General features: G+C 67.6%; 23 protein-coding genes and 2 tRNA genes. 15 read left to right on the forward strand and 10 right to left on the reverse strand.

What is annotated here, in order from left to right:
* Window positions 1–167: 167 nt before the first annotated feature.
* Together ACW9UL_RS06170 and rarD are read left to right on the forward strand one after the other, a co-directional pair.
* Window positions 168–1,040 (forward strand): carboxylate/amino acid/amine transporter, encoded by an 873-nt coding sequence (locus tag ACW9UL_RS06170; protein WP_457789513.1) that lies wholly within the window; start codon window positions 168–170, stop codon window positions 1,038–1,040.
* On the forward strand, window positions 1,040–1,933 hold the full coding sequence (gene rarD / locus ACW9UL_RS06175; RefSeq protein WP_457789514.1) for an EamA family transporter RarD: 894 nt from the start codon (window positions 1,040–1,042) through the stop codon (window positions 1,931–1,933). The genes ACW9UL_RS06170 and rarD overlap by 1 nt, the downstream gene beginning before the upstream one ends.
* On the opposite strand, the gene ACW9UL_RS06180 is transcribed toward rarD, so the two are convergent.
* From ACW9UL_RS06180 to ACW9UL_RS06190, 3 genes are all read right to left on the reverse strand, one after another.
* Complete coding sequence (locus tag ACW9UL_RS06180; RefSeq protein WP_457789515.1) at window positions 1,934–2,512, reverse strand: dihydrofolate reductase family protein; 579 nt, start codon at window positions 2,510–2,512, stop codon at window positions 1,934–1,936.
* 99 nt (window positions 2,513–2,611) lie between these two features.
* Window positions 2,612–3,019, reverse strand: a complete 408-nt coding sequence (locus tag ACW9UL_RS06185; RefSeq protein ID WP_457789517.1) for an anti-virulence regulator CigR family protein — start codon at window positions 3,017–3,019, stop codon at window positions 2,612–2,614.
* 54 nt (window positions 3,020–3,073) lie between these two features.
* Window positions 3,074–4,369: a mechanosensitive ion channel family protein gene (locus ACW9UL_RS06190; RefSeq protein ID WP_457789519.1), complete on the reverse strand. Its 1,296-nt coding sequence runs from the start codon at window positions 4,367–4,369 to the stop codon at window positions 3,074–3,076.
* 141 nt (window positions 4,370–4,510) lie between these two features.
* Here ACW9UL_RS06190 and ACW9UL_RS06195 point away from each other — a divergent pair, with 141 nt between their 5' ends.
* The gene (locus ACW9UL_RS06195; RefSeq protein WP_178082529.1) at window positions 4,511–5,851 is read left to right on the forward strand and encodes a DEAD/DEAH box helicase; all 1,341 of its coding nucleotides are present in this window, start codon (window positions 4,511–4,513) and stop codon (window positions 5,849–5,851) included.
* Window positions 5,852–5,920: 69 nt separating this feature from the next.
* Here the strand turns inward: ACW9UL_RS06195 and ACW9UL_RS06200 are convergent, their stop codons facing one another.
* Window positions 5,921–7,753, reverse strand: coding sequence for an ABC transporter ATP-binding protein (locus tag ACW9UL_RS06200; protein WP_457789521.1), 1,833 nt, complete (start codon window positions 7,751–7,753; stop codon window positions 5,921–5,923).
* 35 nt (window positions 7,754–7,788) lie between these two features.
* On the reverse strand, window positions 7,789–8,853 hold the full coding sequence (locus tag ACW9UL_RS06205) for a metal-dependent hydrolase (protein ID WP_457789523.1): 1,065 nt from the start codon (window positions 8,851–8,853) through the stop codon (window positions 7,789–7,791).
* 129 nt (window positions 8,854–8,982) lie between these two features.
* On the opposite strand from ACW9UL_RS06205, the gene arfB reads away from it, so the two are divergent.
* Complete coding sequence (gene arfB / locus ACW9UL_RS06210; RefSeq protein WP_457789525.1) at window positions 8,983–9,396, forward strand: alternative ribosome rescue aminoacyl-tRNA hydrolase ArfB; 414 nt, start codon at window positions 8,983–8,985, stop codon at window positions 9,394–9,396.
* 22 nt (window positions 9,397–9,418) lie between these two features.
* Here the strand turns inward: arfB and ACW9UL_RS06215 are convergent, their stop codons facing one another.
* Together ACW9UL_RS06215 and gap are read right to left on the reverse strand one after the other, a co-directional pair.
* Window positions 9,419–9,883, reverse strand: coding sequence for a methylglyoxal synthase (locus ACW9UL_RS06215; RefSeq protein WP_397496323.1), 465 nt, complete (start codon window positions 9,881–9,883; stop codon window positions 9,419–9,421).
* A gap of 13 nt (window positions 9,884–9,896) precedes the next feature.
* Window positions 9,897–10,898: a type I glyceraldehyde-3-phosphate dehydrogenase gene (gene gap / locus ACW9UL_RS06220; protein WP_457789527.1), complete on the reverse strand. Its 1,002-nt coding sequence runs from the start codon at window positions 10,896–10,898 to the stop codon at window positions 9,897–9,899.
* Window positions 10,899–11,028: 130 nt separating this feature from the next.
* On the opposite strand from gap, the gene edd reads away from it, so the two are divergent.
* The 4 genes from edd (at window position 11,029) to ACW9UL_RS06240 (ending at window position 16,088) form a co-directional block, all read left to right on the forward strand.
* A complete protein-coding gene (gene edd, locus ACW9UL_RS06225) occupies window positions 11,029–12,852 on the forward strand; it encodes a phosphogluconate dehydratase (RefSeq protein WP_122107532.1) in 1,824 nt (607 codons plus the stop codon).
* Window positions 12,849–13,805, forward strand: a complete 957-nt coding sequence (locus ACW9UL_RS06230) for a glucokinase (RefSeq protein WP_122107531.1) — start codon at window positions 12,849–12,851, stop codon at window positions 13,803–13,805. The genes edd and ACW9UL_RS06230 overlap by 4 nt, the downstream gene beginning before the upstream one ends.
* Before the next feature lie 128 nt (window positions 13,806–13,933).
* Entirely contained in the window at window positions 13,934–14,659 is a 726-nt protein-coding gene (locus tag ACW9UL_RS06235) for a response regulator (RefSeq protein WP_021443528.1), read from the forward strand.
* Window positions 14,660–14,678: 19 nt separating this feature from the next.
* On the forward strand, window positions 14,679–16,088 hold the full coding sequence (locus ACW9UL_RS06240) for an ATP-binding protein (protein WP_218567624.1): 1,410 nt from the start codon (window positions 14,679–14,681) through the stop codon (window positions 16,086–16,088).
* Window positions 16,089–16,142: 54 nt separating this feature from the next.
* On the opposite strand, the gene rdgC is transcribed toward ACW9UL_RS06240, so the two are convergent.
* On the reverse strand, window positions 16,143–17,063 hold the full coding sequence (rdgC, locus tag ACW9UL_RS06245) for a recombination-associated protein RdgC (RefSeq protein ID WP_457789530.1): 921 nt from the start codon (window positions 17,061–17,063) through the stop codon (window positions 16,143–16,145).
* 284 nt (window positions 17,064–17,347) lie between these two features.
* On the opposite strand from rdgC, the gene ACW9UL_RS06250 reads away from it, so the two are divergent.
* The 4 genes from ACW9UL_RS06250 (at window position 17,348) to ACW9UL_RS06265 (ending at window position 19,191) form a co-directional block, all read left to right on the forward strand.
* Window positions 17,348–17,423: transfer RNA gene (locus ACW9UL_RS06250), tRNA-Val, on the forward strand.
* Between the two features lie 15 nt (window positions 17,424–17,438).
* Window positions 17,439–17,515, forward strand: a tRNA-Asp gene (locus ACW9UL_RS06255).
* 187 nt (window positions 17,516–17,702) lie between these two features.
* Window positions 17,703–18,410 carry an FKBP-type peptidyl-prolyl cis-trans isomerase gene (locus ACW9UL_RS06260; RefSeq protein WP_021443525.1) on the forward strand — a complete coding sequence of 236 codons (708 nt, stop codon included), beginning with the start codon at window positions 17,703–17,705 and terminating at the stop codon, window positions 18,408–18,410.
* Between the two features lie 346 nt (window positions 18,411–18,756).
* On the forward strand, window positions 18,757–19,191 hold the full coding sequence (locus ACW9UL_RS06265) for a YkvA family protein (protein WP_021443524.1): 435 nt from the start codon (window positions 18,757–18,759) through the stop codon (window positions 19,189–19,191).
* On the opposite strand, the gene ACW9UL_RS06270 is transcribed toward ACW9UL_RS06265, so the two are convergent.
* On the reverse strand, window positions 19,151–19,912 hold the full coding sequence (locus ACW9UL_RS06270) for a substrate-binding periplasmic protein (RefSeq protein WP_457789532.1): 762 nt from the start codon (window positions 19,910–19,912) through the stop codon (window positions 19,151–19,153). The genes ACW9UL_RS06265 and ACW9UL_RS06270 overlap by 41 nt on opposite strands.
* A gap of 135 nt (window positions 19,913–20,047) precedes the next feature.
* On the opposite strand from ACW9UL_RS06270, the gene ACW9UL_RS06275 reads away from it, so the two are divergent.
* The 3 genes from ACW9UL_RS06275 to ACW9UL_RS06285 are packed head-to-tail and all read left to right on the forward strand — an operon-like array spanning window position 20,048 to window position 21,208.
* Entirely contained in the window at window positions 20,048–20,371 is a 324-nt protein-coding gene (locus tag ACW9UL_RS06275; protein ID WP_457789534.1) for a helix-turn-helix domain-containing protein, read from the forward strand.
* Complete coding sequence (locus ACW9UL_RS06280; protein WP_122107526.1) at window positions 20,368–20,733, forward strand: hypothetical protein; 366 nt, start codon at window positions 20,368–20,370, stop codon at window positions 20,731–20,733. The genes ACW9UL_RS06275 and ACW9UL_RS06280 overlap by 4 nt, the downstream gene beginning before the upstream one ends.
* The gene (locus ACW9UL_RS06285) at window positions 20,726–21,208 is read left to right on the forward strand and encodes an SEL1-like repeat protein (RefSeq protein WP_457789536.1); all 483 of its coding nucleotides are present in this window, start codon (window positions 20,726–20,728) and stop codon (window positions 21,206–21,208) included. Before ACW9UL_RS06280 ends, ACW9UL_RS06285 begins: the two co-directional genes overlap by 8 nt.
* Here the strand turns inward: ACW9UL_RS06285 and ACW9UL_RS06290 are convergent.
* A complete protein-coding gene (locus ACW9UL_RS06290) occupies window positions 21,197–22,951 on the reverse strand; it encodes a bifunctional diguanylate cyclase/phosphodiesterase (RefSeq protein WP_457789538.1) in 1,755 nt (584 codons plus the stop codon). The genes ACW9UL_RS06285 and ACW9UL_RS06290 overlap by 12 nt on opposite strands.
* Between the last annotated feature and the right edge of the window lie 216 nt (window positions 22,952–23,167).

Below are 23,167 nucleotides of genomic sequence, written 5' to 3' on the forward strand. Positions count from 1 at the left end.
TGCGGGCCGGCTTTTTCGTCTGATCCGGGGCAAAACCGGAGACATTCACGCGGAGCCTCCCGGATTGCGACCGCAGTCCACCCTGTTCGCGGCCCAAGCCGCTGCGACGGATTGTCCGGCACTGGCGAACGCGCTAAGGTCGCCGCCTTAGTTGCCTGGAGCTCGCCGTGCGCTACCTGCTGATTGTGACCCTGCTGTGGGCCTTCTCCTTCAGCCTGATCGGCGAGTACCTGGCCGGGGCGGTCGACAGCTACTTCGCCGTGCTCAGCCGCATCCTCATCGCCGGGCTGCTGTTCGTGCCGCTGACCCGCTGGCGCGGCCAGGCGCCGGCCTTCGTGCGCGGCATGCTGCTGATCGGCGCGTTGCAGTTCGGCGTCACCTATGTCTGTCTGTACCTGAGCTTCAACCTGCTGACGGTGCCCGAGGTGCTGCTGTTCACCATCCTCACGCCGCTGCACGTGACCCTGATCGAGGACGCCCTCAATCGCCGCTTCAACCCCTGGGCGCTGCTCGCCGCGCTGGTGGCGGTGCTGGGCGCCGGGATCATCCGCTACGACGGCGTCAGCCAGGGGTTCCTGCTCGGCTTCCTGCTGCTGCAACTGGCCAACTTCACCTTCGCCGCCGGCCAGGTGCTGTACAAGCACCTGCTGTTGCGCCACCCCTCGAGCGAGCCGCAGTACCGGCGTTTCGGCTTCTTCTACCTGGGTGCGCTGCTGGTGGCGTTGCCGGCCTTTCTGCTGCTGGGCAATGCCGAGCGCCTGCCGAGCACGCTGCTGCAGTGGAGTGTGCTCGCCTGGCTCGGCGTGGTGGCCTCGGGCCTGGGGCTGTACTGGTGGAACCAGGGCGCCAGCCTGGTCGACGGCGGCACCCTGGCGGTGATGAACAATGCGCTGGTGCCGGCCGGCTTGCTGGTCAATCTGCTGATCTGGAACCATGACGCCGATCTGCTGCGCCTGGCCCTGGGCGGTGCGGTGATCGTCGCCTCGCTGCCGCTGGCCGGCCTCGGCCGGACGCGGCTACTGCAGGGCAGGGTGGCCTGATGCACCTGTCCGGGCGTGGGGTGGCGCTGTCGGTGGGCGCCTCGCTGCTGTTCGCCGTGCTGCCCGGTTACGTGCAACTGCTGGCGCCGCTGGACGGCATCCAGATCTTCGCCCAGCGCGTGCTCTGGTCGATTCCGCTGGTGCTGTTGCTGGTGCTGCTGACCCGCCAGGGGGCGCTGCTGCGCGAGACCTTCGCCCGCCTGCGCCGCGAGCCGTTGCTGCTGGCCGCCTGGCCGCTGGCGGCGGTGCTGATCGGCGTGCAGTGGGGGCTGTTTCTCTGGGCGCCATTGGCCGGGCGCATGCTCGAGGTGTCGCTGGGCTACTTCCTCCTGCCGTTGGCCATGGTCCTGGCCGGGCGGCTGTTCTACGACGAACGCCTGCGCCCGCTGCAGCAACTGGCGGTGGCCTGCGCCGTGCTCGGCGTGCTGCACGAACTGTGGCGCAGCCAGGCGTTCTCCTGGCTGACCCTGGTCACCGCGCTGGGCTATCCGCCGTATTTCATGCTGCGCCGCTGGATGCGCCTGGACGCGCTGTCGGGCTTCGTGCTGGAGATGCTGATGCTGGCGCCCTTGGCGATCTGGCTGATCGTCGCTTACGCCCCGGTGGGCGCCTTCGAGGAGCGGGCCGCGCTCTGGCTGCTGGTGCCCGGCATGGCGCTGATCGGCACCCTGGCCTTCGCCGCAATGATGGCTTCCAGCCGCCTGCTGCCGCTGGGGCTGTTCGGCATTCTCAGTTACGTCGAGCCGGTGCTGCTGTTCGGCGTGGCCCTGCTGGTGCTCGGCGAGTCCTTCGATGCCGGGCAATGGCTGACCTACCTGCCGATCTGGCTGGCGGTGCTGCTGGTCGGTTGGGATAGCGCCCGGCTGCTGCGCAAGCAGCAGCGCGGGCACTGATCAGGCGGCGCTGTTGCGCGGCATGGGAATCTGCGTCGGCTGGCTGGCCTGCTTCTTCACCTGGTAGTGCAGCTGCACCGTGCCGCTGTTGAAGCGCCGCTGGTCGCTCAGCACCAGGCTGCGCTCCATGCCGCTGGCCAGCAGCGGAATGCCGGCGCCGAGCAGGTGCGGTACCAGGTTGATCACCACCTCGTCGAGCAGGCCGGCGGTGTAGCAGGTGCCCGCCAGGGAGCTGCCGCCGACCAGCCAGATGCGCTGGAACTTGGCTTCCTTCAGCGCCGCCACGGCCTGCCCCGGCGTGCAGTGGGTCAGCTGAACCTCGGTCGCCGCACGCGGCAACTGGGAGCGGGTTAGCACTACGCAGGGCTTGCCCGGATAGGGCCAGGGCCCACCGCGCTTGAGCAGCGCCTCGTAGGTGCCGCGGCCCATCAGCAGGGCGTCAATGCTGGAGTAGAAGTACTGGAAGCTGTATTCCTCGTCCGGTTGGCGCTGGGCTTCGAACCAGTCGAGGCGACCATCGGGGCGGGCGATATAGCCATCGAGGCTTGAGGTGACGTGGTAGATCAGCGAGGGGTTCATCATGCCTCCGCAATAAAGCGTCTTAGCGTTGGAGCGATGCGTAGGCGACAAGTTCGGCGGGCGCCGCGACCGCTGGTCGGCGGCGCCCGGGGCTCTGGTTTAGTCCAGCACGTTCCTCAATACCTCATAGACGATCCCGGTGGCGATTGCCACCAGCACCACGTCGCGGCCCACCTGTTTCCACTCGTAACCCTCGTAATAGGGCAGGCGCGCCGACAGACGGCTGTCGAAGTTCTTGGCGATGCCCGGCGGCAGCGGCTTGCCGCGGGCCAGGTTCTTGGCGATGCCGGGCGGCAGGGCGGAGGTCGGGCCGATCAGCTGGCGGTTGTCGCCGAGCACGATGCGCACCTGGCCGATATCCACGGTCGGGCCGCGCAGGTCGATCTGCACCTCGTCATGGCCGCCGCCGTGCTTGCCCTTTCCAGGCGGCGGGCTGGCCAGCAGTGGCGAGGCGACCAGCAGCAGGCTGAGGCCGAGCGCGAGGGGAGTTCGGGGTATGGCAGGCATGGGCGGAGCTCCAGCAAAGGGGTGTGCCGATTAGACCGCCGCGGCCGGGGCGGTTCAAGCTTCCGGCGTCGGCGGCGATTGTGACGGCAGTCTTTGACTCAGCGCCTGCAGGCCCTGGCGCAGGTCGTTGCCGGCCGGCTGCTGGTACAGCGCCAGGTCGAACTCCGGCAGCAAGGCCAGCAGGTAGTCGAAGATGTCGCTCTGGATGCGTTCGTATTCCAGCCAGTTGGTGGTGCCGGTGAAGCAGTAGATCTCCAGCGGGATGCCTTCGGCGCCGGGTTGCAGCTGGCGCACCATGCAGGTCATGTCCTGGCGGATCTGCGGGTGGCTCTTCAGGTAGGCCTCGGCGTAGGCGCGGAAGGTACCGATATTGGTCATGCGTCGGCGGTTGGCCGAGGGGCCGTTCTCGGCCTTGTGCTCGGCGTTCCACTGGCGCAGTTCGGCCTGCTTGTGGCCGAGATAATCGGTGAGCAGGCGCACGCCGGCCAGGCGCTGCTCCTCGGTGGCGTCGAGAAAACGCACCAGGCCGGCGTCCAGGTGCAGGCTGCGCTTGATCCGCCTGCCGCCGGCCTGGGTCATGCCGCGCCAGTTCTTGAACGACTCGGCCATCAGTCGCCAGGTGGGAATGGAGACGATGGTCTTGTCGAAGTTCTGCACCTTGACCGTGTGCAGGCTGATGTCCACCACGTCGCCGTCGGCGCCGACCTGGGGCATCTCGATCCAGTCGCCGACGCGCAGCGAGTCGTTGCTGGTCAGCTGCACGCCGGCGACGAAGGACAGCAGGGTGTCCTTGTACACCAGCAGGATCACCGCCGACATCGCGCCGAGGCCGGACAGCAGCAGCAGCGGCGAGCGGTCGATCAGGGTGGCGACTATGACGATGGCGGCGAACACGTACAGCAGCATCTTGGCCAGCTGCACGTAGCCCTTGATCGAGCGGGTGCGCGCGTGCGGGGTGCGTGCGTAGAGGTCGAGCAGGGCGTTGAGCAGGGCGCTGAGGGCCAGGGTCAGCGACAGCAGGGTGAAGGCCAGGGCCAGGTTGCGCAGGAAGTGCTCGGCCTTGTCGCTCAGCTCCGGCACCAGCACCAGGCCGAACTGCACCAGCAGCGACGGCACCATCTGCGCCAGGCGGTTGAACACCTTGTTGTGGCGCAGGTCCTCCAGCCAGAACAGCGCCGGCTGGCGCGCCAGCAGCTTGCTCGCATGCAGGATCAGAAAGCGCGCCAGGCGTCCGGCCAGCAGCGCCACCAGCAGCAGTACCAGCAGGCCGGTGATGGCGCCCAGCCAGGGGTACTGGTCGAAGTGGTTCCAGAGTTGCTCGGCCTGGCTCAGCAGCTGATCCGTATCCATGGGCGAAAACTACCTGTCGATGCTCGGGAAGGGGCCAATTAGACCATCCCCATGGCATGGGTTCGCAACCTCGGCGGGGCCGCGTTGCAAAGAAATTCGGCCGCGGCGGCGGAAACCGTTAGGCTATGCACCGTTTTGTCGATTTTTCGAGGTAGTGCCCCCGTGTTTGCCCAATTCGCCCTGCATGAACGCCTGCTGAAAGCCGTGGCCGAGCTTAATTTCGTCGAGCCCACCCCGGTGCAGGCGGCAGCGATTCCGCCTGCGCTGGAGGGCAAGGATCTGCGGGTGATCGCCCAGACCGGCAGCGGCAAGACCGCCGCCTTCGTCCTGCCGTTGCTCAACCGCCTGCTCGGTGATGGCAACTCGCAGCAGCGCGTGAGCATCCGGGCGCTGATCCTGCTGCCGACCCGCGAGCTGGCCCAGCAGACGCTGAAGGAAGTCGAGCGCTTCGCCCAGTTCACCTTCCTCAAGGCCGGCCTGGTCACCGGCGGCGAGGACTTCAAGGTGCAAGCCGCGATGATGCGCAAGATCGACATCCTGATCGGCACGCCGGGGCGCCTGATCGAACACGCCAACGCCGGCAACCTGCCGCTGAACGAGGTCGAGGTGCTGGTGTTCGACGAGGCCGACCGCATGCTCGACATGGGCTTCGCCGAGGACGCCCAGCGCCTGGCCGAAGCCTGCGGGCCGCACCAGACCCTGCTGTTTTCCGCCACCACCGGCGGCAATGGCCTGCGCGAGATGGTCGCCAAGGTGCTCAAGGCGCCGCAGCACCTGATGCTCAACAGCGTCAGCCAGCTCAACGAGGGCACTCGCCAGCAGATCATCACCGCCGACCACAACCATCACAAGGAACAGCTGGTCGACTGGCTGCTGGCCAACGAGACCTATGACAAGGCCATCGTCTTCACCAACACCCGGGTGCAGGCCGACCGCCTCTACGGCAAGCTGGTGGCGGCCGGGGTCAAGGCCTTCGTGCTGCACGGCGAGAAGGACCAGAAGGACCGCAAGCTGGCCATCGAGCGCCTGCGCCAGGGCGCGGTCAAGGTGCTGGTGGCCACCGACGTGGCCGCCCGCGGCCTGGACGTCGACGGTCTGGACCTGGTGATCAACTTCGACATGCCGCGCTCCGGCGACGAGTATGTGCACCGCATCGGCCGCACCGGCCGCGCCGGCGGCGAAGGGCTGGCGATTTCGCTGATCTGCCACGGCGACTGGAACCTGATGTCGAGCATCGAGCGCTACCTCAAGCAGCGTTTCGAGCGGCGCACCGTCAAGGAGCTCAAGGGCAGCTACCAGGGGCCGAAGAACCTCAAGGCCTCGGGCAAGGCAGCCGGCAGCAAGAAGAAAAAGACCGACAAGGACGCCAAGAAGGCCGCGCCCAAGCGCAAGTCCGGCCCGCGCCCGGCCGGCAAACCCTCGGCGCTGGTCAGCGAGGACGGCCTGGCGCCGCTCAAGCGCAAGAAGCCGGCGGCGGAGTAACCGGGCAGAAATGCCATGCTGTGGGCGGCGCTTTAGCGGCGAGTCGCGGCTCAAGCCACTCCCACGGGGTCAATCCACCCCGACGAAGCCGCCGGTCTGGTGCTGCCACAGGCGCGCATACAGGCCGCCGCGGGCGACCAGCTCGGCGTGGCTGCCGCTCTCGACGATGCGCCCCTGGTCGATCACCACCAGGCGATCCATGCGCGCGATGGTCGACAGGCGATGGGCGATGGCGATCACCGTCTTGCCCTGCATCAGCTCGTCCAGGCTGTCCTGGATCGCCGCCTCGACTTCCGAATCCAGCGCCGAGGTGGCTTCGTCCAGCACCAGGATCGGCGCGTCCTTGAGCAGCACGCGGGCGATGGCGATGCGCTGGCGCTGACCGCCGGACAGCTTGACCCCGCGCTCGCCGACCTGGGCGTCCATGCCGCGGCCGCCCTGGCCGTCGTCCAGCTGCGGAATGAAGGCGTCGGCGCGGGCCTTGCGCGCCGCCTCCAGCAGCTGCGCCTCGCTGGCGTCCGGGCGGCCGTAGCGCAGGTTGTCGCGGATCGAGCGGTGCAGCAGGGCGGTGTCCTGGGTGACCATGCCGATCTGCGCACGCAGGCTCTCCTGGCTCACCGCGGCGATGTCCTGGCCGTCCACCAGGATGCGTCCGCTCTCCAGGTCGTACAGGCGCAGCAGCAGGTTGACCAGGGTCGACTTGCCGGCGCCGGAGGGCCCGACCAGGCCGATCTTCTCGCCGGCGCGCACGTTCAGGCTGAGCCCGGCGATCACCCCGCCGACCTTGCCGTAGTGGAAGTGGATGTCCTCGAAACGTACCTCGCCGCGCTCCACCCGCAGCGGCTGGGCGCCCTCCCGGTCGAGCACCTGGCGCGGCTGGACTATGGTGTGCATGCCGTCCTGCACCGTGCCGACGTTCTCGAAGATGCCGTTGACCACCCACATCACCCACTCGGCCATGTTGTTGATGCGCAGCACCAGGCCCAGCGCCAGGGCGATGGCGCCGGTGCTGATCGACCCCAGGCTCCACAGCCACAGCGCCAGGGCGCCGGTGGCGACGATCAGCACGCCGTTGAGGCTGGTGATGCTGACGTCGAGCAGGGTCACGGTGCGGGTCTGCTGGTGCACCTTGTCCAGCAGCTCCTGCATGGCCTCGCGGGCGTAGCCTTCCTCCTCGCGGGTGTGGGCGAACAGCTTGAGCGTCATCACGTTGCTGTAGCCGTCCACCACCCGGCCCATGACCTTCGAGCGCGCCGCCGAGGCGGCGGCCGAGCGCTGCTTGATGCGCGGCACGAAATGGCGCAGCAGCAGGCAGTAGCCGACGATCCAGGCCAGCAGCGGCAGGATCAGACGCACATCCGCGGCGGCGAACAGGTACAGCGCGCTGCCGGCGTAGACCACCACGAACCACAGCGCGTCGACCAGCTGCATGGCCGACTCGCGCAGGCTCGGCCCTGTCTGCATGATGCGTTGGGCGATACGCCCGGCGAAGTCGTTCTGGAAGAAGCTCAGGCTCTGCTTGAGCACGTAGCGGTGGTTCTGCCAGCGGATCAGGTTGGTCAGCCCCGGGTTGACCGCCTGGTTGGCCAGCAGATCGTGCAGGCCGAACACCAGCGGACGCAGGATCAGCGCCACCAGCAGCATCCACAGCAGCTCGCCGCGGTACTGCTGGAAGAACTCGGCGCTCGGCGTGCGCTGTGCCATGTCGATCAGGCGGCCGAGGAACTCGAACAGCGCCACCTCGATCACCGCGGCGAAGAAGCCCATCACCAACAGGGCCAGCATCAGCGGCCAGACCTGGCGCAGGTAGTGCAGGTAGAAGCGCACCAGCCCGGCGGGCGGCTGCACGTCCGGGCTGGGTTTGAAGGCGTCGATCAGCGACTCGAAACGGCGGAACAGCATCGCAGGCATCCTGCCTTGATGAAGAGGGCTCGATGTTAGCGCGAGCCCGTCTCACTTAGCAGGGGTTTCTCCAGTTCGCCGGCCCAGGCCAGTAGCGGAACGGGCAGCTGCGGCTGCCAGATGCGCTTGAGCAGCACCAGCAGGTGCTCGGGTTCGCCGCGCTCGAAGGGCAGCCGCTCGATGTGCCGGTGCACCTGCCACTGGCCGTCCTGCAGGCGGGCGAAGTCGAAGCGGAAGGGGTGGAAGCCGGTCATGCCCAGACGCAGGTCGGTGACGATCAGGCGGTCGCCGATCTGGTCGTAGCGCAGCACGCCGTCGGTGAACCAGGCCAGGCGCCGGTGCGCGGGCGAGTCGAGCAACTGCTCGCGCAGCTGTGTGCCGCGCGGCAGGCGCTGCAGCTGCGGCGGAGCGTCGTCGAACCAGCCGACCAGGGCTTCGTGGTAGTGCTCGCCGTCCAGCACTATGACCCGCCACAGCAGGCTGTTGAGCGGCGTCGGGGTGATGAACAGCTGCTCGGCGACGATGCCCTGGCGCGCCAGTTCGGCCTCCACCCGCTGCTCGGCCATGTATTTGCCGGCCAGGCTGAAACCGATATAGAGCGTGGACAGCGCCAGGGCCACGGCCGGCACCCGCCAGGCCTGTTCGCGCAAGCCGTTGAACAGGCCGACCACGACCGCAACCAGCATTGGCAGGGTATACAGCGGGTCGATGATGAACAGGCTGGACCAGGCGGTGGGAATCGGCATCAGCGGCCAGAACAGCTGGGTGCCGTAGCTGGTGAAGGCGTCCAGCACGGGGTGGGTGAACAGAATCAGCCAAACGGTGAGCAGCAGGCGCCGCCCCGAATAGCCGGGGTGAGGCCGAAAACGTCTGACCAGCCAGGTCAACAGCAGGGCCAGGCCGCTGAGGACGAACAGCGAATGGCTGAAACCGCGGTGGTAGGTCATGTCCGCCACGGCATCGCCGTAGTCGATGACCACGTCGAGATCTGGCAGGGTGCCGAGCATGGCGCCGTACAGCAGCGCCTTGCGCCCCTGCCAGCGGCCGAGCAGGGCGCCCTGGATGCTGGCGCCGAGTACGGCTTGGGTGATCGAATCCATCAGTTGAGCTCGCGTGAGGGCAGGTCGCTACGTTAGCCGAGGCCGTGGCCGAATGCCGCGGAGAAATTTCAAGCAAAGGTTACAGCGTCAGCGGCTATCCTGGCGGCCTGAACCTCACGGATCCAAGCCATGCTGATCGTCTCCAACGCCGTCCACCTGCCGCTCGAGGAAATCGAGCTGAGCGCCATTCGCGCCCAGGGCGCTGGCGGGCAGAACGTCAACAAGGTGTCCAGCGCCGTGCACCTGCGCTTCGACAGCCAGGCCTCGTCCTTGCCGCCGTTCTACAAGGAGCGCCTGCTGGCGCTGGCCGACAACCGCATCACCGCGGACGGGGTGGTGATCATCAAGGCGCAGCAGTACCGCACCCAGGAGCAGAACCGCGCCGATGCCCTCGAGCGTCTGGCCGAGCTGATCCGCAGCGCCGGCAAGACCGAGAAGAAGCGCCGCCCGACCAAGCCGACCCTGGGCTCTAAGCAGCGCCGCCTGGAGGGCAAGAGCAAGCGCGGGGCGATCAAGGCGGGGCGGGGGCGGGTGGATTTCTAGTCCGTTGCGGTGCGCGTTCGCTTCAACCGCGCCCGGCCAGATAGGCCTGGTAGTCGGGAATGCGGTACTCGTGCTGCTGCTCCAGCAGGCTGCTGCTGAGCAGGTAGTCGGCGCTGCTCTCGTTGCACGCCACCGGGATGTTCCACACCGCGGCGACCCGCAGCAGCGCCTTGATGTCCGGGTCGTGCGGCTGCGGCTCGAAGGGGTCCCAGAAGAACACCAGGATGTCCACGCGCTGCTCGGCGATGCGCGCGCCGAGCTGCTGGTCGCCGCCCAGCGGGCCGCTGATCATGCTTTCCACCGGCAGCCCCAGGCGCTTGCTCAGCAGCAGGCCGGTGGTGCCGGTGGCGAGCAGCTCGTGATGCGCCAGCTTGTCGCGCTGGCGTTCGCACCAGTCGAGGAGAAAGCCCTTGCAGTGGTCGTGGGCCACCAGGGCGATGCGTTTGCGCGCCGGCAGGCTGGCGCTGGTGAAGCTGATACGGCTCATCAACATTCCTCGGTCACATCAGCCGCGCCAGGGCCCGGCAGTTGTCCAGCATGCGGTTGGAGAAGCCCCATTCGTTGTCGTACCAGGCCATCACCTTGAGCAGCTTGCCGCTGGCCTTGGTGTGGTTGGCGTCGAAGATCGACGACAGCGGGTTGTGGTTGAAGTCGCAGGACACCAGCGGCAGGCTGTTGTAGCCCAGCACCGACGACTGTTCGCTGGCGGCCTTGAGCAGGGCGTTGACCTCCTCGGCGCTGGTCTCGCGCTTGAGCTGCAGGGTCAGGTCAACCAGCGACACGTTGATCACCGGCACCCTGACGGCCATGCCGGTGAGCTTGCCGGCCAGCTCCGGCAGCACCAGGCCGACCGCTTCGGCGGCGCCGGTCTTGGTCGGGATCATCGACTGGGTGGCCGAGCGGGCGCGGTAGGGGTCGCTGTGGTAGACGTCGGAGAGGTTCTGGTCGTTGGTGTAGGCGTGGATGGTGGTCATCAGCCCCTGCTCGATGCCCAGCTCGCGGTGCAGCACCTGGGCCACCGGCGCCAGGCAGTTGGTGGTGCAGGAGGCGTTGGAGAGGATCTGCATGGCCGGCGTCAGCACGTCTTCGTTGACCCCGTACACCAGGGTGGCATCGGCGCCCTTGGCCGGCGCCGAGATCAGCACCTTGCGCGCACCGGCGGCGAGATGGGCGGCGGCCTTGTCGCGCTCGGTGAACAGCCCGGTGCATTCGAACACCACGTCCACCTGGTGGGCTTTCCAGGGCAGTTCGGCCGGGTTGCGGATGGCGCTGACGGCGATGCGGTCGCCGTTGACCCACAGGCTCTCGCCATCGGCCACCACCTCGCCGGCGAAGGGGCCGTGTACGCTGTCGTGGCGCAGCAAGTGGGCGTTCATGGCGCTGTCGCCCAGATCGTTGATCGCCACCACCTGCAAATGCTGGCGATAATCCTGGGTATAGAGTGCGCGCAGTACGTTGCGGCCGATACGGCCAAAACCATTGATGGCGATTCGCAGGGGCATGGTGAGAGTTCTCGTGATTTTGTTGTTGGAATTACAAGATTATTCGCATGAGACTAGAAATCAAGCCTTTTTAATGGCAGTATTTTGTTAAAACTACAAGCAGACGCTAGCTGCTAGCCTGGAGACCCCCATGCATCCCCGCGTTGTTGAAGTCACCGACCGCCTGATCGAGCGCAGCCGCGCCACCCGCCAGCGTTACCTGGCGATGATCCGCGCGGCTGCCAGCGAAGGGCCGCAGCGCGGCAAGCTGCAGTGCGCCAATTTCGCCCATGGCGTGGCCGGTTGCAGCGGCCACGACAAGCAGACCCTGCGCCTGATGGACGCGGCCAACGTGGCCATAGTTTCTGCTTACAACGACATGCTCTCGGCGCACCAGCCCTACGAGCAGTTTCCCGAGCAGATCAAGCAGGCCCTGCGCGAGCTCGGCTCGGTGGGCCAGTTCGCCGGCGGCGTGCCGGCCATGTGCGACGGCGTCACCCAGGGCGAGCCGGGCATGGAGCTGGGCATCGCCAGCCGCGAGGTGATCGCCATGTCCACCGCCGTGGCGCTGTCGCACAACATGTTCGACGCCGCGCTCTACCTGGGCGTGTGCGACAAGATCGTCCCCGGCCTGCTGATGGGGGCGCTGCGCTTCGGCCACCTGCCGTCGCTGTTCGTGCCGGCCGGTCCCATGACCTCGGGCCTGTCCAACAAGGAAAAGGCCGACGTGCGCCAGCGCTACGCCGAGGGCAAGGCCAGCCGCGACGAGCTGCTGGCGGCGGAGATGGCCGCCTACCACGGCCCGGGCACCTGCACCTTCTACGGCACCGCCAACACCAACCAGCTGCTGATGGAGGTGATGGGCCTGCACCTGCCGGGCGCCTCCTTCATCAACCCCGGTACGCCGCTGCGCGAGGCGCTGACCCGCGAGGCGGCGCGCCAGGTCACCCGCCTGACCAAACAGAGCGGCCAGTTCATGCCGATCGGCGAGATCGTCGACGAGCGCTGCCTGGTCAACTCCATCGTCGCCCTGCACGCCACCGGCGGTTCGACCAACCATACCTTGCATATGCCGGCCATCGCCCGCGCCGCCGGCATCCTGCTGACCTGGCAGGACATGGCCGAGCTCTCCGAGGTGGTGCCGACCCTGGCCCACGTCTATCCCAACGGCAAGGCCGACATCAACCACTTCCAGGCCGCCGGCGGCATGGCCCTGCTGATTCGCGAGCTGCTCGCGGCCGGCCTGCTGCACGAGGAGGTCAACACCGTGGCCGGCCGCGGCCTGTCGCGCTACACCCGCGAGCCCTTCCTCGACGACGGCCAGCTGGTCTGGCGCGACGGCCCCAGCAAGAGCCTGGAGGAGAGCGTGCTGCGCCCGGTGGCGCGGCCCTTCTCGCCGGAGGGCGGCCTGCGCCTGATGCAGGGCAACCTCGGCCGCGGGGTGATGAAGGTCTCCGCGGTGGCCCCCGAGCATCAGCTGGTGGAGGCGCCGGCGCTGGTGTTCGAGGATCAGCTGGAGCTGGTCGAGGCGTTCAAGGCCGGCCAGCTGGAGCGCGATTTCGTCGCCGTGGTGCGTTTCCAGGGCCCGCGCAGCAACGGCATGCCCGAGCTGCACAAGATGACCCCCTATCTCGGCGTGCTGCAGGACCGCGGCTTCAAGGTGGCGCTGGTCACCGACGGGCGCATGTCCGGCGCCTCGGGCAAGATCCCGGCGGCCATTCATGTCTGTCCCGAGGCCTTCGACGGCGGCCCGCTGGCGCGGGTGCGCGACGGCGACATCATTCGCCTCGACGGCCACAGCGGCGACCTGCTGCTGAAGGTCGACGCGGCCGAGCTGGCGGCGCGCGAACTGGCCGCTGCGCCGGCGCCGGCAGCGGGCTGCGGGCGCGAGCTGTTCGCCTTTATGCGGCACAACTTCAGCAGCGCCGAGCAGGGCGCCAGCGCCTTCACCGCCAGCCTGGAGTCGCTGACGTGAAGCTGGCGCTGGTAGGCGATATCGGCGGCACCAACGCGCGCTTCGCCCTGTGGCGCGACGCGCAGCTCGATAGCGTGCGGGTGCTGGCCACCGCCGATTATCCGACCCCCGAGGCGGCCATTCGCGCCTACCTGCAGGGCCTGGAGCTGCCGCTGGGCGCGGTGGACTCGGTGTGCCTGGCCTGCGCCGGGCCGGTCGGCGGCGATGAGTTCCGCTTCACCAACAACCACTGGCGCCTCAGTCGCAGCGCGTTCTGCCGCGACTTGCAGGTGCGCGAGCTGCTGCTGATCAACGACTTCTCCGCCATGGCCCTGGGCATGACCCGCCTGCGCGAGGACGAGCGTCGGCCGATCTGCCCCGGCCAGGCGCAGGCCGGGCGCCCCTGCGTGGTGATCGGCCCCGGCACCGGCCTCGGCGTCGGCACCCTGCTGGCCACGGCCGGCGGCGGCTGGCAGGCGCTGCCGGGGGAGGGTGGGCACGTCGACCTGCCGATCGCCACGCCGCGCGAGGCCGAGCTGTGGCAGCTGCTGTATCGCCAGCTCGGCCATGTGCGCGCCGAGGACGTGCTCAGCGGCGGCGGCCTGCTGCTGCTGTACCGGGCGCTGTGTCAGCTGGACGGCGCCGAGCCGCGCCTGGCCTCGCCGGCCGAGGTGACGGCGGCGGCGCTGGCCGGCGATGCGCTGGCCGGCGCGGTGATCGAGCAGTTCAGCGTCTGGCTCGGTCGCGCCGCCGGCAACCTGGTGCTCAGCCTCGGCGCGCGTGGCGGGGTCTATGTGGTCGGCGGCGTGGTGCCGCGTTTCGCCGAGCTGTTCCTGGCCAGCGGCTTCGCCGCGGCGCTGCGCGACAAGGGCTGCATGAGCCATTACTTCGACGGCATCCCGGCCTGGCTGGTGACCGCCGAATACCCCGGCCTGATGGGTGCCGGCGTGGCGTTGCAGCAGGCAGCGGGGTAGGGTGTGCGGGGCCGCCTAGGCCATGCGTACCAAGATCCGTGCAGAACAATCAAAGTGGCGAGATGAGCCAGTCCCGTAGCCCGGATTTCATCCGCGCTACAGAGGCATAACAAAAAAGGTGGCGGACCATGAGCCAGCCCGGAAAATCCATTCTCCTGGTCGATGACGACGCGGAGATTCGCGACCTGCTGCAAACCTACTTGAGCCGCGCCGGCTTCGCCGTGCGCGCCGCCTGCGACGGCGCAGGCTTTCGCCAGGCGCTGTGCGCCGAGCCGGCCGACCTGGTGATTCTCGACGTGATGCTGCCCGACGAGGACGGCTTCAGCCTGTGCCGCTGGGTGCGAGAGCACCAGCGTTTCGCCCTGGTGCCGATCATCATGCTCACCGCCAGCTCCGACGAGGCCGACCGGGTGATCGGCCTGGAGTTGGGCGCCGACGACTACCTGGGCAAGCCGTTCAGCCCGCGCGAGCTGCAGGCGCGGATCAAGGCGCTGCTGCGTCGCGCGCAGTTCAGCCAGGTGGCGGGCGGCGAGGTGCTGGCCTTCGACCAGTGGCGCCTGGACATGGTCAGCCACCGCCTGTTCCATGCCGATGGCGAGGAGGTGATCCTCTCTGGCGCCGACTTCGCCCTGCTCAAGCTGTTTCTCGATCACCCGCAGCAGATCCTCGATCGCGACACCATCGGCAACGCCACCCGCGGCCGCGAGGTGATGCCGCTCGAGCGCATCGTCGACATGGCGGTCAGCCGTCTGCGCCAGCGCCTGCGCGACACCGACAAGCCGCCGCGGCTGATCCGCACCGTGCGCGGCAGCGGCTACCTGCTGGCGGCCCAGGTGACGGCGCAGCATGGCTAGCTGGCGGCGCTGGTTGCCGGTGCCGCGCTCGCTGCTCGGGCGCATGCTGCTGCTGACCCTGCTGGTGGTGCTGCTGGCGCAGGCGTTGTCCAGTTTCATCTGGGTCTCGCAGTTGCGCGCCAGCCAGATGGAGGGCCTGCTCACCAGCGCGCGCAGCCTGGCGCAGTCGATGGCCGCCAGCGTCAGCTACTTCCGCTCGCTGCCGATCGGCTACCGGCCGCTGGTGCTCGATCAGTTGCGCAACATGGGCGGCACGCGCTTCTTCGTCTCGCTCAACGACAAGCCGCTGCAGATGCAGGTGCTGCCGCCGACGCCGCGCAAGCGCGCGGTGCTCGAGGCGGTCGAGGCCACCCTGCGCGAGCGTCTGGGCAGCGGCCTGGACATCTCCCTGCAGTTCGTCAGCCCGGAGGACCTGCGTATCTTCAACAGCGGCCTGAAACTCGACGAGCTGCCGCGTTCTTGGGCGCACTACGCGCTGAGCCTGGAGCCGCTCAATCCGCCGGTACTGGTGACGCAGATCCGGATCGCCGAGGGCGAATGGCTGTACCTGGCGTCCTTGCTGCCCGAGCCCTATGTCGGCCTGGAGCAGCAGGGCCTGCCGGCGCAGCAGCTGTGGTTCATCATCCTCACCAGCAGTTTTCTGCTGCTGTTCATCGGCATTCTGGTGCACTGGCAGAGCCGTCCGCTCAAACGCCTGGCGCGGGCGGCGCGGGAAATGTCGCTGGGCAGCGAGGTCGAGCCGCTGGCCGAGGCTGGCGGCAGCGAGGTGGTCGAGGTCAGCCGCGCCTTCAACGCCATGCGCGAGCGCATCGGCCGTTACCTCAACGAGCGCAGCCAGCTGTTCAGCGCCATCTCCCACGATTTGCGCACGCCGATCACCCGCCTGCGCCTGCGCGTCGAGCTGCTCGACGACGAGGTGCTGCAGGCCAAGTTCGGCCGCGACCTGGACGAGCTGGAGATGCTGGTCAAGGGCGCGCTGCAGTGCGTCAAGGACACCGACATCCACGAGAACATCGAGCCGGTCGACCTCAATCACCTGCTGCACGGGGTGGTCGAGCCCTACCTGGGTAACGGTCGGGTCACGCTCGCCGGCAGCGCGCTGGCGCCCTATCCGGGCAAGCCGCTGGCGCTCAAGCGCTGCATCGGCAACCTGGTGGACAACGCACTGAAATACGGCGAGCGCGCCCACCTGCAGATCGAGGACGACGGCCAGGCCTTCGTCCTGCACGTCGACGACGAAGGCCCGGGGGTGCCGGAACAGCGCCTGGAGCAGGTGTTCGAGCCGCATTTCCGCCTGGCCGGGCAGCAGCAGGGCTACGGCCTGGGCCTGGGCATCGCGCGCAATATCGCCCACAGCCACGGCGGCGAACTGAGCCTGCGCAACCTGCGCGAGGGCGGCCTGCGGGTGACCCTGAGTTTGCCCAGGTAGGGTGCGGCCCGCGGTCCACCCTGTGGGAGCGGCTTCAGCCGCAGACGCCGCGGCTCAGATCCCCTGGGGAATCTCTTCGCCGCCGAGGGCGCTGAACAGCTCGGGGAGGAACTCCACCAGGGTCATCATCATCAGGGTAAAGCTGGCGTCCTGCTGCGCCAGGGCGTCTTCGCCGCCGTCCTGTTCGGCCTGCTCCTGGAGGATGTCCTCGAAGCGCAGGCGCTTGATCACCAGCTTGTCGTCGAGCACGAACGACAGCTTGTCCTGCCAGGCCAGCGACAGCTGGGTGACCTGCTTGCCGGTGGACAGGTGCAGCTGGATCTCCTCGCTGGCCAGATCCTGGCGCTTGCAGCGCACCACGCCGCCGTCCTCGTGGGTGTCGCGCAGCTCGCACTCGTCGAGCACGTAGAAGCCCTCGGCGGCCTTCTGCGTCTTCAACCAGTCGGTGAGGGTGGCGGTCGGCGCGATCTTCACCGACAGCGGGCGCACCGGCAGGGAACCGATGGCCTCACGCAGGGTGGAGAGCAGGTCTTCGGCCTTCTTGGCGCTGGCGCTGTCGACCAGGATCAGGCCCTGCTTCGGCGCGATGGCGGCGAAGGTACCGGACTTGCGGATAAAGGCGCGTGGCAGGAAGGCCTGGACGATCTCGTCTTTCAACTGATCGCGCTCCTTCTTGTACACCTTGCGCATCTGGCTGTTCTCGATCTCGTCGACCTTCTCCTTCAGCGCGTCGCGCACCACCGAGCCGGGCAGGATGCGTTCTTCCTTGCGCGTGCCGATCAGCAGGAAGTCGCCGCTGACATGCACCAGCGGCGCGTCGGCGCCCTTGCCGAAGGGCGCGCTGAAGCCGTAGGTGGTCAGCTCCTGGCTGGCGCAGGGACGCGCCGGCTTGCTCGCCAGCGCGCTTTCCAGCGCGTCGGCATCGAAGGGGATGTCCTGGGTGAGGCGATAGACCAGCAGGTTACGAAACCACATGAGTGGGTGACTCTCCATTGGCGTGATGGTCGCGGGGCGGTGCCCGGGCTGCAGGTGGCGCGCCGCGACGGGAAGGGGGCGGGTGGTCGCGAGATCGCGGCCTGGCCGCCAGCGCAAAGCGCGCATTATTCTCCCCTCGCGGGCTCAGGCCAACCCTGGCATCGGGCCAGCGGGAAAATTCCCGGGTCTCGCCTAAGTTCTTGCTGGAGCGATAGAAATTTTTTGCATCGGGGCTTGCCAAGGTGCAGATCGCTCTCTAGAATGCGCCCCACTTCGAGAGTGAAGGGTGATTAGCTCAGCCGGGAGAGCATCTGCCTTACAAGCAGAGGGTCGGCGGTTCGATCCCGTCATCACCCACCAATCTCGCAGTTACGCGCAGCGGTAGTTCAGTCGGTTAGAATACCGGCCTGTCACGCCGGGGGTCGCGGGTTCGAGTCCCGTCCGCTGCGCCATTCTTCTCCTCGCTCCATCCCCTCCTGTGACGCCTATTCGGCATTCGCCGAAAACATCAGAAAATTCCTTTGTTTGCTTGAACTTATGCGCATCGCTCGGCTCCTATGCCGTAGCCAGTGATCGCGGCGGACTGCTAAGCTCGCGCTTTCACACGACGGCCTTTGGGCGCATCTACAAGGAACAAGCATGAAACAGCATCGTTTGGCGGCGGCGGTAGCCCTGGTGGGCCTGGTGCTCGCCGGTTGCGATTCGCAAACCAGCGAAGTCGAACTCAAGACCCCGGCGCAGAAAGCCTCCTACGGCATCGGCCTGAACATGGGCCGCAGCCTGTCCGAGGAAGGCATGGACGATCTGGACTCCAACGCCGTCGCCCAGGGCATCGAGGATGCGCTGGCGAAGAAAGAGCCGCGCATCAAGGACGAGGACATGATCGAGGCCTTCTCCTTCCTGCAGACCCGTGCCGAAGAGCGCATGGCGGCGCTGAACAAGGAAGCGGCCGAAGCCGGCAAGAAGTTCCTCGAGGAAAATGGCAAGCGCGAAGGCGTGGTCACCACCGAATCCGGTCTGCAGTACGAAGTGGTGAAGAAGACCGACGGTGCCCAGCCCAAGGCAACCGACGTGGTGACCGTGCACTACGAAGGCAAGCTGACCGACGGCAGCGTGTTCGACAGCTCGGTCGCGCGCGGCAGCCCCATCGACCTGCCGGTGGGCGGGGTGATTCCGGGTTGGGTCGAAGGCCTGCAGCTGATGCACGTCGGCGAGAAGTACAAGCTGTACATCCCCAGCGAACTGGCTTACGGCGAGCAGAGCCCGTCGCCGGCGATCCCGGCCAACTCGGTGCTGGTGTTCGATCTGGAGCTGATCGGCATCAAGGAACAGGCTGCCGCGGAGTAACACCCGGCAGTTCGACGCAGCGCCCCGTCTCGACGGGGCGTTGCCGTTTCTGACGGTCGAGAAATCGACCTGTGGGGCTTGTGTTCGGTCGCAGGTGTTACGCTTATGCACATTATGGGAAGCATTCCTAACAAGACCCCGTTACACCGACAGGCTCACCAAGTCAATTTTCAAGTGATTGATTTTATTGAATTTTGTGGGCTGGGCAAAAAATACCCGATCTGTCCGCAGGCCGCATGCCACGGGGCTTTGATAATCTTGTCGAACGCCTGTTAACAGGTTTATCCACAGCTTCGGTGGATAAGCCGAGCAAGCCCAGGCGGCGCCTGGGTTACGAGGAGGACCGATGAAAACTCCGTGGAAACTGGCGCGTTACCTGCCCATGGCGGCGCGTTTCCTGCGCGAGGGACGCCTGCCGGAACTGCTCCGCGCCCTGGGCGACAAGCGCACGCCGCAGGGTGCCCGCTTCGCCGGGCTGCGCGAGGATCTGCGGCTGTTGCGCGCGCTGTGCCTGGCCTGGCTGAAGGGCGATTACCGGCAGATCAGCAGCCAGGCGCTGCTGATGGTGGTGGCCGCCTTGCTGTATTTCCTCTCCCCGCTGGACGCCATACCCGATTGGCTGGTGGGGCTGGGTTTCATCGACGACCTGGCCGTGTTGGCCTGGGTGCTGCGTACCTGGCGCGGCGAGCTGGACGCCTTCAAGGCCTGGCGGGCAGCGCAGACGCCCGAGCAGCTGGCGCTTATCGAGCGCTTACCTCCGGCGAGTCCGCAGCGCTCCTGAGCGCCTCCTCCAGCCATTGCTCGATCCGGCCCTGGTCGCGCAGCTCCACCAGCAGCGCGTCCAGGCGTTCGGCCGCCACCGGCAGGTGCGGCCCGTAGGCGCAGTGCACCTGATAGCGCTGTACCACCCAGGGACTGAAATCCAGGCGCAGTTGCGGGTGCTGGGCGAGCTTGTAGGCCAGGTTGCGGCGCATGTCGATCACCGCATCCAGGCGCTGCTTGTCGAGCATCTGCAGGCTGGTGTCGAGGTCGCGCACGTCCTGACGCAGGATGCGCTGGTCGGCGAAGGCTGCCATCAGTGGCGCGCTGTAGACGTAGCCGAGGCTGGTGCCGAGCACCTTGCCATGCAGGCTTTGCAGGCTGGTCAAGGGCGCCGTGTCGCGGTGCTGCAACAGCACGTCTTCCTCCTCGTACAGCGGCGGCGACCAGTGTAGGCGTTGCGGCTCGCCGACCCACTCGGGGTTCGCGTTGCAGATCAGGTGCAGGCGGCCCTGCTGCAGGTAGGTTTCCAGGCGGTTGTTCGGCGTCTCGATGAATTCCACCGGCAGATCCAGGCGCAGTGCCAGTTCCAGGCCGAGGCGGTGGGCCAGGCCACGCTGCAGGCGCTGCTGCTCCACGCCCACATAGGGCATGGCGTCGGCCGGGCCATAACCCCAGCGCAGGTTGTCGGCAGTGCAGGGCAGCGCCAGCAGGCCGCAAAGCAATGCGTAGAGTCTGCGCAAAAGAAACTCCCCCGCCCAGTGGGCTCTAATGCCAAAGCAGTATAGATCACGCCCCTGGCGGCGGCCGCCTGTTAAGATGGCCGCTCGCAAGGAAGGCGCCGAGGTCGTCGGTGCTGCTTTCCAACGGAGAGAGTCATGACAGTGCAAATCATTGCCCGCGACGGCGAGCCGGAGTACGCCGTGCTGCCCTGGGCCGACTATCAGGCGCTGCTGCAGGCGGCCGGGCGTCAGGGCGAGGCCGAGCCGGTTCAGGTGGTCGCGCCGAGCCAGGGCGCGCGGCCGGCGCTGGCGCAGTTGCAGGCCCTGCGCGAGGCCAAGGGCCTGAGCGCCGAGGCGCTGGCGCGCAGCGTGGGCATCAGCCCGCATTACCTGGCCATGATCGAGCGCGGCGAGCGTCAGCCCGACGCCGCCATCCTGCGCGCGCTGGCCTGGGCGCTGGAGCTGGAGGGCTGGTCTTGAGCGTACGCATCAGCCGCCAGCACTGGCAGGCCCTGCTCGACGAACTGGACGACGCCCGCCGTCAGCGCCACCTGCTGACCTACCGGGCGCTGATCGAGCGCCTGGAGCTGCCCACGCCGGCCATGCAGACCCTCACCGCCGCGCTGGAGCATCTGGCCGCGCTGGATGCCCGCGCCGAGCGCCCGCTGCGCAGCGCCCTGGTGATCAGCCAGGGCGCCAGTCGCCTGCCGCGTACCGGTTTCTTCGACTGCGTCACCCGCCTGGGGCGCTTCAGCGGTGCCCCCGACGGCGTCGCCGCGGCTTCCTGGCATGCCGCCGAAGTGGTGCGGGTGTTCGAGTTCGATTATCCCGCGGATGTCTAGGCTGCTCTGGCGGTTGCGTGCAGGCCTGGGCTACTGGCTGGCCCGGCGTCTGTTCCACTGGCCCTGGCTGCTGCGCCAGCCGCGGGCCTGGCAGTGGCTGCAGGGGCAGTACGCGCGCCAGGCCAAGCTGGGCGACGTGCCGGCGCAGAGTTTCTACGGGCATATCCTGCTGTTTCGCGGTCAGGGCCTCGGCGCGCGCGAGGAGGGGCTACGCCTGCTGCGCCTGGCGGCCGAAGGCGGCGACGGCAAGGCCGCTTACCAGTTGGGCGTGCAGGCGCTGCAGGGCGATGCCCGCCAGGCTCCGGACGGCCAGGCCGCGGCCCACTGGTGGGAGCTGGCATTCGCCGCCGGCCATCCGCTGGCTGCCGCTCGTCTGCACCGCCTGTACCGCTATGGCGCGCCCGGCTTGGCGGCCGATCCCGAGCTGGCCGAGCGCTATGCGGCGCCCGACGAGGCGAGCGATTCAGGCCGATAGCCGCTCGAGGATATGCAGGCTGTAGCCGGGCACCGCCTTGGCCTGGCGTTTGGCCTCCGAGGCCAGTTCGGCCAGCTGCGCGGCGTCCAGGTTCGGGCAATCCTCGGCCTGCAGCCGTACCACGCCGATGGAGAGCGACAGCAGGGCGAATTCCTGGCGTTGGCCCTGGCGATTGTGCGCGCTGAAGCAGCCGGCCTGCAGGTGTTCTTCGCGGTAGAAGCGCCGGCACTGGCTCTGGAAATCCTCGAACAGGCGGCCAAGCCTGTCGCGCCAGTCGGCCGAGCCGAGCACCAGGAGGAAGTCGTCGCCGCCGATGTGGCCGACGAAGTCGCGCGCCGGGTCGACCCGCTCGCTCAGGCACTGCGCCAGGCACAGCAGCACCTCGTCGCCCCTGGCGTAGCCGTAGAGGTCGTTGAAGGGCTTGAAGCTGTCGATGTCGACGTAGCAGATCGCCGCCGTGCGCCCCTGTTGCAGCAGGCGGGTCAGGCACTGCTGGATCGGCACGTTGCCCGGCAGCAGGGTCAGCGGGTTGGCGTGGCGCGCCTGCTGCAGCTTCTGTTCGGTGATCAGCTTGAGCACGTCGATCACCCGGCCCAGGCCGAGGTAGCGGCCGTTCTGGGTGATGATGAAGTCTTCCTCGATGCGCTGGCGCGCGCGGCTGGTGAGCAGGCGGCTGACCTTCTGCAGCGATTGCGCCAGTTCCACGGCGAGAAAGTCCTGGCTCATCAGCCGACTGATCGGCTTGCGCGCGAACAGGTCGGTGGCGAAGGGCTTGAGCAGCGCTTCGGAGAGCGAATGGCGATGGACGATGCCGACCGGTTGGCGCTGCTCGTCGAGCACTGCCAGGGAGTTGAGGTTGGCCTGGGTGCGGAAGGCTTCCAGCACCTCGGCGATGGCGGTGTGCTGGTCGACCGCCGGCTGTTCGTTCAGCAGTGCGCCGAGGTCGCGACCTTCGTCGCCCAGGCCGACCTGGCCGCCCTGCAGGCGCGGCAGCAGCTGGCGGGCATCGCGCGGCGGCTTTTCCTGCGGGCGGCTGAGCAGGTAGCCCTGCACCAGATCGACGCCCATCTCGGCCAGCACGGCCAGTTCCTCGGCCAGTTCGATGCCTTCGGCGATCACCTGGGCGCGCGAGGCTTCGGCCATTTTCAGGATGGAGCCGACGAACTCGCGCTTGACCGTGTCCAGGTGGATGCCGTCGATGAAATGGCGGTCGATCTTCACGTAGTCCGGGCGCAGTTCCGACCACAGGCGCAGGCTGGAGTAGCCGGCGCCGAGGTCGTCGAGGGCGATGGAAAAGCCCATGGCGCGGTAGTGGTGCAGGGCGTTGTCGAGCAGGGCGAAGTCTTCGGTGGGCGACTGTTCGGTGAGCTCGATCACCACCTGGCTCGGCGGAATGCCGAACGCCTGCAGCAGCTGCAGGGTGCGCCCCGGCTGGTGACTGGGATCGAGCAGGGATTCCGGCGAGACGTTGAGAAACAGCTTGCCCTCCAGGCCCTGGGCGCTGAAGCGCCGGCAGGCGCTCTTGCGGCAGGCCATCTCCAGCTCGCTCAGGCGTCCGGCGTGGCGGGCCACGGCGAACAGCGTCAGCGGCGAGTGCAGCGGGCTGTTGGAGGGGCCGCGGGTCAGCGCCTCGTAGCCGAGGATGCGCTGCTCGGACAGCGAGACGATGGGCTGGAACAGGCTGTTGAGGTCGCCGTGAGCGAGGATGATCCCCAGTGCGCTCAACTGCTCGGTGACGGTCATGGTGGTCTCGATCTGGCGAAAAAACGAAAGGGCCGGCTTTTGGCCGACCCTCGCATTTCACGACAGTTCGGTGACGCTTTGATGACGTCTGATGATTTGTCTCAGAACCTGTTTACGATCTGCTGCGCTTCGGCCCTGCTGCGTTTAAAACAGGCTCGGAATGCTCATTTACAGCTCGTAAACTCCGCTTCCTCGCCTGTTTTTGCCTTGCATGGC

Source organism: Pseudomonas sp. PL-6 (assembly GCF_054110165.1).

Excerpts from the sequence above, each read along its gene's own strand:
- ACW9UL_RS06205 (WP_457789523.1), bottom strand. The coding sequence starts at position 8,853 with ATGGATTCGATCACCCAAGCCGTACTCGGCGCCAGCATCCAGGGCGCC.
- ACW9UL_RS06260 (WP_021443525.1), top strand. The coding sequence starts at position 17,703 with ATGAAACAGCATCGTTTGGCGGCGGCGGTAGCCCTGGTGGGCCTGGTG.
- edd (WP_122107532.1), top strand. The coding sequence starts at position 11,029 with ATGCATCCCCGCGTTGTTGAAGTCACCGACCGCCTGATCGAGCGCAGC.
- ACW9UL_RS06185 (WP_457789517.1), bottom strand. The coding sequence starts at position 3,019 with ATGCCTGCCATACCCCGAACTCCCCTCGCGCTCGGCCTCAGCCTGCTG.
- ACW9UL_RS06235 (WP_021443528.1), top strand. The coding sequence starts at position 13,934 with ATGAGCCAGCCCGGAAAATCCATTCTCCTGGTCGATGACGACGCGGAG.
- arfB (WP_457789525.1), top strand. The coding sequence starts at position 8,983 with ATGCTGATCGTCTCCAACGCCGTCCACCTGCCGCTCGAGGAAATCGAG.
- gap (WP_457789527.1), bottom strand. The coding sequence starts at position 10,898 with ATGCCCCTGCGAATCGCCATCAATGGTTTTGGCCGTATCGGCCGCAAC.
- ACW9UL_RS06200 (WP_457789521.1), bottom strand. The coding sequence starts at position 7,753 with ATGCTGTTCCGCCGTTTCGAGTCGCTGATCGACGCCTTCAAACCCAGC.
- ACW9UL_RS06290 (WP_457789538.1), bottom strand. The coding sequence starts at position 22,951 with ATGACCGTCACCGAGCAGTTGAGCGCACTGGGGATCATCCTCGCTCAC.
- ACW9UL_RS06215 (WP_397496323.1), bottom strand. The coding sequence starts at position 9,883 with ATGAGCCGTATCAGCTTCACCAGCGCCAGCCTGCCGGCGCGCAAACGC.
- ACW9UL_RS06180 (WP_457789515.1), bottom strand. The coding sequence starts at position 2,512 with ATGAACCCCTCGCTGATCTACCACGTCACCTCAAGCCTCGATGGCTAT.
- rarD (WP_457789514.1), top strand. The coding sequence starts at position 1,040 with ATGCACCTGTCCGGGCGTGGGGTGGCGCTGTCGGTGGGCGCCTCGCTG.
- ACW9UL_RS06190 (WP_457789519.1), bottom strand. The coding sequence starts at position 4,369 with ATGGATACGGATCAGCTGCTGAGCCAGGCCGAGCAACTCTGGAACCAC.
- rdgC (WP_457789530.1), bottom strand. The coding sequence starts at position 17,063 with ATGTGGTTTCGTAACCTGCTGGTCTATCGCCTCACCCAGGACATCCCC.
- ACW9UL_RS06265 (WP_021443524.1), top strand. The coding sequence starts at position 18,757 with ATGAAAACTCCGTGGAAACTGGCGCGTTACCTGCCCATGGCGGCGCGT.
- ACW9UL_RS06285 (WP_457789536.1), top strand. The coding sequence starts at position 20,726 with ATGTCTAGGCTGCTCTGGCGGTTGCGTGCAGGCCTGGGCTACTGGCTG.
- ACW9UL_RS06275 (WP_457789534.1), top strand. The coding sequence starts at position 20,048 with ATGACAGTGCAAATCATTGCCCGCGACGGCGAGCCGGAGTACGCCGTG.